Genomic DNA, 13,385 nt, shown 5'->3' with positions numbered 1-13,385 from the left:
ATATATTTGTAATATAAACTATTGTAAGCTATGCTTCACGACGAACTAAAATCCCTTTTAGAAGACCAACGTCTTTATTTTAACAAGCAAGACGGCACCATTGATCGAGATAGTAGTCCTGAAATTAGATTAGACGTGCCCTTGGCGGTTATTTTGACCGGCATACGTCGAGCAGGGAAAAGTACGCTGTTAAAGCAATTAGTCAAAGACAAAAGTAAGGTAGGCTATGTTCATTTTGATGATCCTCGTTTTAGCACTTTTGAAGTACCTGATTTTTATAAAATTGAGGAGATTTGGCCCACTATCCACCAATTTCAATTTGATGAAATTCAACAGATAGATGGTTGGGAGGCCTATATTAGACAAGGGCTAGAGAGAGGAAATCGCTATGCAATCACGGGTTCAAACGCGAAATTATTGAGTTTAGAATTAGGCACTTTGTTAACCGGGCGCCATATAACACATGAAATATTCCCCTTTTCGTTTCGGGAATTTTGTCGGTTCAGGAAGCAGATGCCTACGGCAGATTCCTTCCAAGAATATATCGAAATGGGCGGATTTCCGGAATTTGTTGCCTTCAATATACCGCGTTACCATACCGAATTATTTAAAGATATTATTCAACGAGACATCGCCGTGCGGAACGGGATTCGTAACGTACAAGAATTGACGATTATCGCCTTGCACCTGCTCAATAACATCGCAAGACCTTATACATTGAATAAGTTAGCTAAAAGCTATGGCATAAAGTCCGTTAATACCGTTTCGAATTTTGTCAAATTTTACGAAGACAGCTACCTGCTGTTCAGTATTGCTAAATTTGATTTTAGCTTTAGAAAACAACAGGTAAACGAAAAGAAGATCTATGCGATAGACACGAAATTCGCACAACAGAATTCGACCCAACTACACGAAGATAAGGGCCGGATTTTGGAAAATTTAGTCTTTTTAGAGATCCGCAGGAAGACGAATCAGATTTGGTACTATAAAGAAAACCACGAATGTGATTTTATTTACCAGTTAGCTGGTCAATACCATGCTGTTCAGGTATGCCATGAAATACATAAAGACAATTTAGCGCGGGAAATGGCTGGTATGGAAGAAGCGATGTCCACCGTCGAATTAGTCTCTACCACGTTCGTTACCTCCCATCAAACGGAGGATTTACACATCGCAGGCAAAAAAGTGCCGTGCATTCCCTTTTTTGAATGGGCTAAGTAAGTACATTTGTATCCTATGAAACTCTCCGTCTCCATGATCACCTTCCAGGGTGCGGCTTATCTAAAGGCGCAAATGGATTCGATTTTAGGCCAAAGTGTTCCCGTTCACGAAATTATCGTCTGCGATGACGGATCGACGGATGGCACGCGGGAAATTTTAGCCGCTTATGCAGCCGACAATCCACAAATTCAGCTCCACTTTAATGAAAAGAATCTAGGCACGGTAGCTAATATGCAGCAATGCCTACGCAAGACGACGGGGGATCTTATTTTTCTGGCGGATCAGGATGATGTTTGGTTGCGAAACAAGGTCGAAAAGACGCTGGCCTTTTTCCAAGAGAATCCTGATGCAGATGCCGTTTTTAGTAATGCAGATATCATTGATGAAGTAGGTGAAACGCAATATGGGATGACTTTATGGGATATTATTGGTTTTCCATATGGCCAAGTTGAACTAACGGATTTCGAAAGACGCGTAGACAATGTGGTGACGGGCGCGGGATTAGCTTTTAAGCGAAATCCAGAACTCCTTGAAAAAGACATCCCCCAGATACCCGGATTATTGCACGACGGCTGGATTGGACTCTACTTTGCGGCAAAAAATACCCTCAAAGCAAACCCAGAAAAACTATTTCAGTACCGCAGCCACGCAAACCAGCAAGTAGGTGGAAAGATTAAGGAAAGACAAGCCTTGCTAGACTTTAACCTAGCCTTATACGATGGGGTTCCGGTGATGAAAGATTTTGCTACCTGGAAAGCGGCGATGAAACGCCTGTATACGAATCTGGATTTACCTTATATGAACAAGGTGAAAATTCAGGATCAAATCGATTTGTACGCGGAATACGGGAAGACCTATTTCCAGCTGCGCGCTAGTTTATTCCTCTTTGTTAAAGCGATCCGCTAGGCGATTCCATTGTGTACGGAATACTGTATCCGGCAAGATAAACAGTTGTAACACCACAAACCACGTCAACGAAAATACCCCTATCACCAGCAAACGCAATAATAGCGTAGGAACAAAGAGCTTAAACAAAAACACGATTCCTAGATACGGAACCAACCCCAGCAATTGTTGAAAGAAAACCGTGGTATAATTCGAAAGTGAAATCTCCTTGCGAGTGAAGAAAACGAAGGCGATGCAAACCGCTAATTCAGTCAACAGAATCGTGATGGCGGCGCCTTCTTCTTTCAGCGTAGGAACTAAAAGAAACGCCAATATAATACTGATAAACATCCCGATTAGCGCAGAGATCAGAATGGATTTGTCCTTGCCTACGGCGCTGAGGATTTGGAAGCCAAAAATCCCCGACATACTGATGATCAAGATCAACGGCGCCGTGATTTGCAATGGTAAGATCGCGCGATCAAAGGCTGTTCCTAGCAATATATGGATGATCTCCGGCGCACAGGTAACGATTCCTAACACCAAAGGCATCGAAAGGCTCACCAGTACATAAAAACACTGTTTCACGAGTAAAACGAAGGCCTCTTTCTCTCCCTTGTGGTATAAACTCACTAATCCCGGGAACATCGCCACCGAAATCGCACTCAAGACGCCGATAAACAGGCGGTTTAATTTCAAAGCAGAGGAATAATAACCCACGCTTTCATTATCTGCTAGAAAGCCTAATAAGATGGTATCGAGCGAGAAATAAACGGAGATCGTGAAGATGGTTAAAAACAGCAAAGCCATCGGCTTGATGTGTTTCTTCAGCTCCAGGTTTGCAAAAGAGAAGCTAGAAAAATCGAGCAAATCCCATAGCCTTTTTCCATTAAATGCAGCTAATATCACGGCTAATCCCACCTGCATCCGGAAATAGTTCACGTAGTCATTTGTATTTCGGATGAATAGAAACACCGCGGCAATGAAGCAGAGGCGGATGACGAGGGAACGAATAGCGATGAATTTGAATTGGTTCATCCCGCTGAAGAACCATTCTAATTGGAAGACTTGTAGGATAAAGTAGCCCAGCGCCCAAGAGAACAGTGATTGCTCAGCCGCGAGCTGTGGGACCGCTATAATAAAGACTAAAAAAACAAGACTTAAGAGTAAGGTCCCTAGCGCATTGATAATGAAAATTTCGCTAAACGTCTTTGTTAACAATGTGCGATCTGATGCGGCTTTGGCCACTTCGCGCACCCCATAAATAGGAATTCCTAGGGCGGCTAATAAAACAAAATATTTGGCAAAACTCTCCGCGAAATTCAAGACTCCCACGTGCTCTGGACCTAGCGTACGAGCCAAATACGGAAACGTGATTAGCGGGAATAATACCTGCGTAATCGCTAATAACACATTATAAAAGACATTTTTCCGGGTCTCCATTAGCGGTAACTCGCGTCCACGATCAGTTTATATAGGTTTCGAATCATCCGCGGAATACGTTGGATTTTATAGGCCAAAGGCACTCCGTGCACATAGCGACGGTCTAACACATGAAAATGAAAATCCGAGTCGAAATGTTCTGGATTTTCGGCGGCCATCTGACGGCAAACGCCCTGCACATGACGAATCTCTTCTAGATTGGTCTTCCCATTCGAGAACACCCGGTTGTCCGTACGAATCGGACGCGCATGCTTTAGTTGCACTCCGTGCACCACAGCCGTTTTGGTCTTGCCTATCAGGCGTTGAATCGTCGGGATCAAATACACATCAAGTCCCGTACCGGAAATCGAGTGCTTGAAATGAGGTCCAGCGGCCTGAAAAACAGCCTCGCTGTAGAAAGGCGACATTATTTCCACCCACCAGGTATCTTGAACCAAGTACCCTGGTTTGTGGATGAATTGGCGTAAATGATAGTAAGAATCGTGGTTCAAGCTAGGCTGAAACACGTCTAATTTCTCTAATGATGCAATGAAAAAGAGCTTGTTCAGATCGGAAACCGAGATGATTTGATCATCATCTAGAAAACCGATATAGGTCAGCGGAGTTGAAACCAAGGATGCATAAATGTTCTGCATCACATCACCCTTGCATTCTGATTTGATAGATAGATAATGCGCTACGGACATGGGTGCCTCCGTAATCGCACCACTGTAATCGTACAATAACCAATCGAAAGCGGGCTCCACATCGAAATGGATGTGGTCCATGGGGCTAGACTTGCCGTCCCAAGTAATCGCAACGATGGATTTAGGTGTACGCATATTTAACAAAAGTACGATTGTATCGTGTTTCGGCAATAGAAAATCATCCGAATTAATTCAGCGGTCAACAGATGCCTGCGACTCTCCCGTCGAATCAGCGAATCAGATGTGCGCCAGGTCGAAATCACTTCCGGGACAATGGCACCAAGAGAAATCTCCGAGGGATCCACAAATCGCTTGTACATGTCTACCGGATAAGCTACCCGCGCCGTTTTTCGCAACAAATACCGCGCCGCTTTCGCATTCAAGGAATAGCCATAAGCCCCATAAACGGACTTAATCAAGGGTTCGCCCACGCCATTTTCTTTCGTGGAGCGTTTCAAACTAGTATAACCATTCCAAGCTCCCCAGAAGAAAAAATCGTATTTCTTCACGGTTTCGGGCTTTAAAAATTCCGGCTTTAAGATCCGGCTATCGGATTCTAGTACCAAAAAATGCTCCTCTGAACTTTCCCGTGCAATAATACGCCACACCTTGCGGTGGCTCAATATCACCCCAATTTCTGTAGGCAATAATCCCTTACCGGTCCGCGAGTAAGATTTTTCAATCAAAGCCTCTAAAAAAGGAACGTGCACTCGTGACGGAAATACTGGTTCCACCACTTCTAACGCAGGAAGCGCGGATCGCATCGCCTCCACGTGTGACTTACGCTCCGTCTCATGTTCCGCAAAAAGGACGAACGCGCGCTTAAACATGATCGAATTGGCTAAATGTACTGAAAGATCCAGAAGCTAAGGCGTCCGGCGTAAAGAAATCCTGCTTGCCCCCATCAGGGTATAGAATGAAATGGGGCTTGCGGCATAGATAGGCCAAATGTAAGGGCAATGAATCTGAAGTCACCACATAATCTGCCGCCTGTATCAAATCAATTAATTGCTCGAACGAAGCATAATCTGAACCGAACCGCGCTACTTGACCATCGATTCGCGCCAAAATCGAGGAAGGAATGACACGCTTAGGCAATCGTGCATCCGGCAAAATCAATACTTTGTCGCCTTTTCTTTCCAGACCCTGTGCAGGCAAAGCATAAGCCGCATAAACCGGCTCCCCTGTTTCGAAAATCGCTTTAAACGAATGACCCGTAAAGAAATTCAATAGCCCCAAGCGTACACTTTGTTCCACAAAATCAGACGTTCCTGGATTCGCGCTTATATATTTCCTGATTTTCGATAATTGACGAAATGTGTCAATACTGAAAAACGTCTTATTCGTAAATATATTTAATTGCGATCCTGTGATCCCAAAATTAACAAAGTCAATAATACGAGGATAAATACAGCCTCGCGATATCAGCGCATCATATAAAGGTTTCAAATGCAATGATGCAACGATAGTATCTGTTGCGGCAAGGGCTTGCACCGCTATCGCAAAATCTCCGTAAGCGCGCAATAGAAACACCCGACGCATTATTTATCCGTATAAAGGTAGAGGCAAAGGAAGAATCCGACTACAATACCAGCAAACAATCCAGCGAATCCTAAGAACAGATAGGATTTGCGATCATCCATCAGTGGATATTTAGGCACATCCAGTAGTTGAATCACAGGCGTCTGAGAAACCAAGGCGATGCGACTCATCTCTAAGTTTTTCGTCACTTCGGCATAGATGCTGAAGACAATGGACTTATCACGTGAACTAACTTCCGCCGGAACAGACATGGACTTGTAAGCCACGTTCGGATCTAGGATCTGGAAAGAAGCCGCGTTATAGGACTTCGCATTCAAAACACGTAACAAAGAGTCTCCGCGCGCCTGCAAACGCTTCACGTTCGCAGCTGCAGTGCTCGTTTTCACATTCACGTAATAGGTCGTCGTCTCTTTTAACAAACGCTCTGCAAAATTCTTAGAGAACACCTGGTTTTGGGAAACCGTTACAATCTTGAAGATAGATCCCTTCTTGTTCAGGCGATCCACAGACACGTTTTTCTTCGCGATTTGCTCATACATCACATACAAGACTGAATCTTGATAAACGGAATGCGCCGGCACAATAGCGGCAGAATCAGCCGGAATAGCAAACGAAACAGGAACCGGCAAACGCTCTCCTAAACCAGAAAATTCTATATACAAATCCGCTAAGGTATTACCTGAATTCCCTGAAATAGGCGTCAACAATACCTTCTCAATAATAACGCGGGACTTGATGATGTCCAAAATATTATCGCCTGTAAACAAGCTCGAACCACTTCCTAAACTACCTAAATCCAAGCCTACTTGAGATGCAATACCCGCTAAACCCCCGCCACCGGCAGATTTCTCTTCTAGGATAAACGTCGTAGACGCCGCATAAGCCGGCTTTTGCATGACGCGGTAAACCAGTGGTAAAACAAAGCCAATGACAGCACATAAGGCAATCATTAAAACCTGTGAACGCAAGTAGCTAAAGAATCGCTTGATTGATTCGATGACATCTCCTAAAACGATGGTTTTCTTGTCTGCCATTATTTCACCGTGTTAATTAAAGCGATAATTAAGCCCCCTAAAGATGCTAAGCCCGTTCCCATCGCGATATACTCTGGCGTTGAAATAGGACGCTTATCCTTCTTAGCAGGCACATATACCTCCGCACCTGGCTCTAGGCTAGGGTAGAAGCGGAAGAATAGGAAGCGTTTTGTTGTTTTGATCTCGCCATTAGGACGCACCATGTAGGCGTAACGGCGGGCTGCATTAGGAGCAAACCAACCTGACTCTGAGATTAAGCGACGGAAACCTAAACCGCTGTGGTAGGCGATTTGGCGTGGTACATTCACTGCCCCAAAAGTCTGCACCGTCTGCGTTAATTTAGGCACTTTGATCACGTCACCCTCTTCTAAAATAATATCATAAAGCGAACCTGGCTTTTCCATTGCCTCCGCAAGGCGAATACCTACCGGCTTTTGATCCACTAACAAACCATTCACGTTCGATGCAATCTTCGCGGTATCAGTTGCGGCAAATGAATTGCCAGAGCTACGCTTCGATTGATTTGAAATCGTATTGATCTTGGAAGAGAACAGCGCCTCATCCGCAGACGTCTGATTCACTCGCGTTTTACGCAATAAAATCGCACCCGTTGCATAACCCGTTTGCTTCAAACCACCGGAACGCGCAATAATATCAGAAAGTCGCTCCTTATTTCCAGATAAGGTATAATTTCCTGGATACAGCACTTCTCCTTCTACCGAAACTGTGATTTGCGTACGATACGAAGGTGATTTACGTACGGAAACAATGTCAAAAGGCTGCAATACGAAGTTCAAATCCTCCGCCTTAGCTGAACCTAAATCAATCGAATGTATAATCGAATAAGCCGTCGTATCAGTAGAAGATGTAGATAACAAACGACGCGAAACCTCGATGCGAGAACGCGATGCCCCTTCTTTAAAACCATCCGCTAACAGAATTAAATCTTGCACGCGCATATTGTCCGCAAAAGTAAACGTCGCCGGGCGATTTACCTCCCCGTTTATCGTCACAGAATAGGCCTCACGTAAACTCGTGATGGGGTAAATATGTATTTTGTCTTCGCGTTGCAAGCGAATATCGGTCTTACCTGAAAGGACATCTTTCACATTAAAAGGCAGCACAGCCGGCGTTAAATCAGGATTCAATCGACTCAAAAGCGCGCGTTCTGTAAACGCATTTTCTTTCACGCGAACGGCTGTTAATAAGTCTTTCAGGTTTGTAAATTCATTCAAGCCATATTCCCCTGGATAATACACGGCCCCATCGATAAAGGCCCGATTAGTGAAGGTATTTGCCAAAGCATCTACCACCAAGGAGTCTCCAGAGTGTAATTGAAACGTCGAAAGACCATCAGACTTCACGGAGAAAACCTCAAACCCAGTCGCACCCATCCGCTTCACGCGAATACGCTCCTTGAATGCATCATCTGCAAAGCCACCCGCATAACGCAAGATATCTGCTGCATTTTCGCCCTTCTTCACATCAAACAAAGCCTTCTTCTTCACTGCGCCGCTCACCGCCACACGTGACTCATAGGTTCCTACCCGGATCACATCGTCGTCTTGCAAGATTCTATTTTTCGACAAATCCCCTTTCAATAGGAAATCATATAAGTCTAAAGTCGTAATCGTTTTCCCATTACGCACTAATTCGATCTTGCGGAATGAACCTAAATCAGATGGCCCTCCTGATGCATACAATGCATTCATTAATGTAGAAAGAGAGGAAACGGAATAGTTCCCAGGCTTCTTCACTTCGCCCACTAAAGTTACTCGAATAGAACGCAATTGACCTAGAGATACCATCACTTTCGTGCTGCCGCCCGCGATGGTCGTGTAAATTTTACCAGCCGCTTCTCTGATGCGAACCTGCGCCTCTTCGATCGTCAAACCGCTTACTTTAATGGGTCCCAAATTAGGGAAACGAATATATCCCTCCGTGCTCACCTTCAGCTTTTTCGTGCTTTCACTTAAGCCATAAATATCCACAATCAGCTCATCTCCCACACCAATCGAATAATTCCGCGGCGTAGAAATCGCCAAATTAGGCTCAAAGCTCAGGTTTTGGTTTTCAAAAATCTCAGATCCAAACACGCGCAAACCAGAGGGCGCAGCAGAGGGCCCCGATATCTCAATTTTCTTACGTGGAACCGTAAATTCCTCTGACGTTTTCGTCTTGTAGGCGTTCTGTGAAGACCCCGTTAATGGATCTAAAGAAGCAATGCGGCGATTTAAAATGATGATTTGATCAGCTGGAACCCCTTTTTGCTTCAACACCTGGTCGATTTCTTCTGGCGCTAAACCTTGCAACTGGTACTTCACCATAATCTGCGCTAATTGCTGATCACTAATGTTATTGATATCGACGGGTATCTCCTGAGCGAAAACGGGAATCGCTAGGATCAACAAAATAAGTATGCGTAATGCTTTCATCTCTATTTTTTTTAGGTCTAGTCTTAAGACTATAAACCAGCTTGTAAAATTACTATTTTATTTAATAAGATGAATGATAATTTATTATGTGGGAAGCGAATGAGCCTAACTAACGGTCTCGTAAGCGAGTCATGGGTGCTTCATAATAAAAATATAATAAATGGGAAAGGCAGAATACTAAAACCCAATATAGCACATAGCGTATGCCCCCTATGGCATATTTTGATTCCATAAATAGCGTCCAAGGTATTTTTCGCAAAATCCAATTTTGGATAAGCGTTAAATTGAGTAGGTACATGGAATAAGATAATATACTTATGTAGCTAAGGGCCTTAGGCCAAAATCCTTCTCTGGATTTAACTGAGGTCAAAAAAGGTAATAAGCAGGCAGTTGCAATGGATTGAAAAGAAAAGGAAAATACCGCCTGGAATAAACTCACCCTATTCTCAAGCAAAGGCGCTACATATTTAAAGCATCCTAATAAAACCAGCCCGAAGATAAATAGCATTCTCTTGTATTTTTCCCAAAAACCTGGATTAAAATAAAACACATATGCCGCTAAAACCCCATACATAATACTATCTAAACGAGTAATAACTTGCTTTCTAAACACATTATCCCATATATTTTCGGTCAATGCTGGAAAGGTTGAATATCGATTAAATCTTATGTAGGTAATTACTAAAATCACTAAAAGAGCTGTACCTAATAGAGATGATTTAGTCGGTATTTTAAAAAAATTCAATTGAATGAATAGAAAAAATGGAATAAGAAGATAAAACCATTCTTCCACTGATAGGCTCCAAGCTTCTGGAAAAAAGGCAGGATGAATGCTATTAAAATTTTGGAAAAAAAGTGCGTAGGACCCGATTTGTTGCATATCAAATTGGGAATTAAAAATAAGTTCGAGAACCGCTAGCAAAACTAAGACAAATAAATAGTTAGGAATTGTACGATACCATCTTCTTTTCCAAAAGTCAATTATATCTATTCCCACTCCCCTTTCAATCAATTTTATCAATATCCCCCCTATCAAAAATCCACTTAAAACGAAAAAGATGGATACCCCATCAAAGACCAACAAATCTGTCCATTCTCTCAACGCAGGAGGCATAAGAAGACCCCCATGATCTATGACTACGCATAAAATGGCTACCGCTCTTAGGATGTCTAAGCCTAAAATTCGTTTAGAATCAAGATTCAACTTTAAGAATGATTTCATTTAGTCTTTCTAATCCAAAAAGCTCCCGGTTCGCAGGCAGGGAAATCCGATAACAGGGGACATTTCAATTTTAAATCCTCGAAATGGTGGTGCTTTAAATAATTCAATGAACCGATGATTTCAAACGAGGAATTATAAGACAAGAAAGCCTCTAGTAGATACTGCTCATTCCAAAAATAATGCTTGTTTACAACCCATTCTTCTGGGTAATCTTTTGGCGTAAATATATCATGGATATGAACGAGCACACCAGGCTTTAGAAGTGGCAAAATGGTTAGGTACTCATGTAACACATCGCCTTGGGGTCTAATGATATGAGATGAATCGATGAATAAAATGTCATTCGCCTCCAAACTTGTAAAAATAGACGTTTCTATATCTTCCACTTTTTCCCGTTTCACCTCAATTCCTAGCTCTTCTAACCAAGGTTGTTCATAAGGTTCGATGCACACATGTCTGCAATGGTAGAACTTGTTAAGATCCCCATTTTTCTTGATGGCATTTTGCGCCATCAAAGTGGAATTTCCACTACCTATTTCAAAGATTTGTTTCGGTTGAAAATGCCGAATCATATTATACAGATATTCTGCATCACCTGGTCCGTAGGAATCATTTAGGTAATAATAGGTAGCAGGTGCTATTGAATGCAAAGGGAATGATCTCAATTCATCCGCATACGTAAATTGATTTAATAAGTCTCTTTGTGTTTTTAGATTCAAATCAATCGAAGCTAATTCCCGATCTTGGTTTAAGGGCCTTTCCAAATACTTCCTCGGATTAATCATCGGATCATAATAATGATCTAAAATGGGGAAAACCCCCACTTTCATTAGCAGAAAATCAGATGTAGAACTAGAGCCCTTTTGTCTGATAAACTTCAGCCAGATAGCGGACAGAACCGTCAGAGGAGATCCTAAAAAAAGCAATACCTTTATTATTTTATTTTTCATCAATCGCTAAGTTAGGTATTGCCGTAAAATTATTGACTAATTCAGCTCGATAATTGTTAATTTGCACTAAAGAATCTGAAAGACTGAATGCAAAACAATTTGCCTACATACGAATTACTTGGTATTGATTACACAGCATCTGATTACGAAAATATCACAAAGGCAATCATTGAACATGCTTCAAAACATCATTCAATAGGACTTAGCGCTTTAGCGGTTCATGGCCTAATAGAAGCTTACCAAAATCCTGCCTTACATAAATTGATTCATTCGATTCATTACGTAGTTCCAGATGGGCAGCCCATTAAGTGGTGTTTAAATTATTTTCATCACGCTGATTTAAAGGATCGCGTTTATGGCCCTACCTTAACATGGAAAGTATTAGAAAAGGCAAATGAGCAGAATTTACGCCTATTTCTGTTTGGAAGTACGGAGAAAACCTTAAGTCTATTTCAAGAAAATATTGCCAAAAACTTCCCTCAGATTCAAATCGTCGGTCACCACGTAGATCGATTTCGAGATGCTACTAAAGAAGAAGATGAGGAGGATATAAAAAAGATAAATCAATCAGGAGCACAGCTCATTTTAGTAGGCAGGGGATGTCCCAGGCAGGAAATATGGGTAGCGGAGCATATTGGAAAAATTAATGGGGTCATGATGGCGGTGGGTGCCGCATTTGACTTCCACGCTAATACGCTTAAGCAAGCCCCTGCCTGGATGCAAAATAATGGATTGGAATGGCTATTTAGACTCATCCAAGAGCCTGGCAGACTATGGAAAAGGTATTTATTTACTAATTCAGCTTTTATTTATTTAATTTTATTAAAAATAGTCAAACTTGACAAATGAGAAAGATTTTAGTTACTGGTGCTGGAGGATTAATTGGAAGTGAAGTTGTCCGTTTCTTTTGCAAAAAAGGGATTGAAGTAGTGGGTATAGACAATAATATGCGTCAGGTATTTTTTGGAGACAAAGGCGATACCACCTGGAACATCTCAAAATTAGAAAAAGAAAATGCCCGTTTTAAAAATTACACGATTGATATTCGAGATCGTGAAACCGTATCGAAATTCATTTTAGAAATAAAGCCGGATGCCATCGTACATACTGCCGCTCAGCCTAGTCACGACTTAGCCGCCTCTATGCCTTTTGAAGATTTTGATGTGAATGCAGTAGGTACATTGAATTTATTAGAAGCTACAAGAAGATATAACACCTCAGTTCCTTTTGTTCATTTATCAACGAATAAGGTCTATGGAGATAATCCTAATTTCCTTGAGCTGACTGAGGGAGAAACAAGGTATGACTATGCTGACTCAAAGTATTTTAATGGCATTAGTGAAACATTTAGTATTGACCAATGCAAGCATTCTCTTTTCGGAGCCTCTAAAGTTGCCTCGGATATTTTAGTTCAAGAATACGGCCGCTATTTTAATATGCCTACTTGTTGTTTAAGAGGAGGCTGTTTAACAGGCCCTAATCACAGCGGGGTAGAATTACATGGCTTTTTAAGCTATTTGATCAAATGCAACTTGAACGAAATTGAATACAAAATATATGGCTATAAAGGGAAGCAAGTAAGGGATAATATTCATAGCTACGACGTGGCGCGTTTTATTGATTTATTTATCCAAAATCCAAAAGTAGCCGCAGTATATAACATAGGTGGAGGACGAGATAACTCCATCTCCATCCTAGAGGCATTCCAACTTATCGAAAGTATTTCAGGTAAACCAATGAAATACACTTATGTAGATGAAAATAGAATTGGGGATCACATCTGTTACATATCAAACCTCAATAAAATCAAGACCGACTACCCTAGCTGGGGAATAACGAAAGATCTGCAAACAACTTTTCAGGAGATTCATGATTCCTGGAGTAAAAAGGGACAAGTCTAAAATAATTCTATTTCATTTAAGGGACAGAACAAAATCCTGCTCCATTTTTTACAATTGGTCCAGTTA

At 41.9% G+C, this 13,385-nt stretch carries 12 protein-coding genes; 4 read left to right on the top strand and 8 right to left on the bottom strand.

The window, feature by feature from the left end; genetic code table 11:
- Positions 1 to 30: 30 nt before the first annotated feature.
- Both EWU21_RS05590 and EWU21_RS05585 read left to right on the top strand, forming a co-directional pair.
- A complete protein-coding gene (locus EWU21_RS05590) occupies positions 31 to 1,221 on the top strand; it encodes an ATP-binding protein (protein ID WP_130895821.1) in 1,191 nt (396 codons plus the stop codon).
- A 15-nt stretch (positions 1,222 to 1,236) separates the two neighbouring features.
- Positions 1,237 to 2,127 (top strand): glycosyltransferase, encoded by an 891-nt coding sequence (locus tag EWU21_RS05585; RefSeq protein WP_130895820.1) that lies wholly within the window; start codon positions 1,237 to 1,239, stop codon positions 2,125 to 2,127.
- Here EWU21_RS05585 and EWU21_RS05580 read toward each other — a convergent pair.
- From EWU21_RS05580 to EWU21_RS05545, 8 genes are all read right to left on the bottom strand, one after another.
- Positions 2,098 to 3,549 carry a flippase gene (locus EWU21_RS05580; RefSeq protein WP_130895819.1) on the bottom strand — a complete coding sequence of 484 codons (1,452 nt, stop codon included), beginning with the start codon at positions 3,547 to 3,549 and terminating at the stop codon, positions 2,098 to 2,100. The two genes, EWU21_RS05585 and EWU21_RS05580, sit on opposite strands and share 30 nt — an antisense overlap.
- Positions 3,549 to 4,370 carry a hypothetical protein gene (locus EWU21_RS05575; RefSeq protein ID WP_130895818.1) on the bottom strand — a complete coding sequence of 274 codons (822 nt, stop codon included), beginning with the start codon at positions 4,368 to 4,370 and terminating at the stop codon, positions 3,549 to 3,551. Before EWU21_RS05575 ends, EWU21_RS05580 begins: the two co-directional genes overlap by 1 nt.
- 2 nt (positions 4,371 to 4,372) lie before the next feature.
- Positions 4,373 to 5,065: a glycosyltransferase family 25 protein gene (locus tag EWU21_RS05570; RefSeq protein WP_130895817.1), complete on the bottom strand. Its 693-nt coding sequence runs from the start codon at positions 5,063 to 5,065 to the stop codon at positions 4,373 to 4,375.
- The gene (locus EWU21_RS05565) at positions 5,058 to 5,777 is read right to left on the bottom strand and encodes a hypothetical protein (protein WP_130895816.1); all 720 of its coding nucleotides are present in this window, start codon (positions 5,775 to 5,777) and stop codon (positions 5,058 to 5,060) included. Before EWU21_RS05565 ends, EWU21_RS05570 begins: the two co-directional genes overlap by 8 nt.
- Positions 5,777 to 6,811 carry a hypothetical protein gene (locus EWU21_RS05560; RefSeq protein WP_130895815.1) on the bottom strand — a complete coding sequence of 345 codons (1,035 nt, stop codon included), beginning with the start codon at positions 6,809 to 6,811 and terminating at the stop codon, positions 5,777 to 5,779. The genes EWU21_RS05565 and EWU21_RS05560 overlap by 1 nt, the downstream gene beginning before the upstream one ends.
- A complete protein-coding gene (locus EWU21_RS05555; RefSeq protein ID WP_130895814.1) occupies positions 6,811 to 9,246 on the bottom strand; it encodes an SLBB domain-containing protein in 2,436 nt (811 codons plus the stop codon). Before EWU21_RS05555 ends, EWU21_RS05560 begins: the two co-directional genes overlap by 1 nt.
- A gap of 109 nt (positions 9,247 to 9,355) precedes the next feature.
- Complete coding sequence (locus tag EWU21_RS05550; protein ID WP_130895813.1) at positions 9,356 to 10,468, bottom strand: acyltransferase family protein; 1,113 nt, start codon at positions 10,466 to 10,468, stop codon at positions 9,356 to 9,358.
- Positions 10,465 to 11,418, bottom strand: coding sequence for a class I SAM-dependent methyltransferase (locus EWU21_RS05545; protein WP_130895812.1), 954 nt, complete (start codon positions 11,416 to 11,418; stop codon positions 10,465 to 10,467). Before EWU21_RS05545 ends, EWU21_RS05550 begins: the two co-directional genes overlap by 4 nt.
- 87 nt (positions 11,419 to 11,505) lie before the next feature.
- Here EWU21_RS05545 and EWU21_RS05540 point away from each other — a divergent pair, with 87 nt between their 5' ends.
- Both EWU21_RS05540 and EWU21_RS05535 read left to right on the top strand, forming a co-directional pair.
- Positions 11,506 to 12,267 (top strand): WecB/TagA/CpsF family glycosyltransferase, encoded by a 762-nt coding sequence (locus tag EWU21_RS05540; RefSeq protein WP_130895811.1) that lies wholly within the window; start codon positions 11,506 to 11,508, stop codon positions 12,265 to 12,267.
- Positions 12,264 to 13,319 (top strand): NAD-dependent epimerase/dehydratase family protein, encoded by a 1,056-nt coding sequence (locus tag EWU21_RS05535; RefSeq protein WP_130895810.1) that lies wholly within the window; start codon positions 12,264 to 12,266, stop codon positions 13,317 to 13,319. Before EWU21_RS05540 ends, EWU21_RS05535 begins: the two co-directional genes overlap by 4 nt.
- The last annotated feature ends 66 nt before the right edge of the window (positions 13,320 to 13,385 follow it).

Source organism: Aquirufa antheringensis, assembly GCF_004307425.1.
In the GTDB taxonomy this organism is placed as follows: domain Bacteria; phylum Bacteroidota; class Bacteroidia; order Cytophagales; family Spirosomataceae; genus Aquirufa; species Aquirufa antheringensis.
This window is presented reverse-complemented; position numbering and strand designations above follow the sequence as displayed.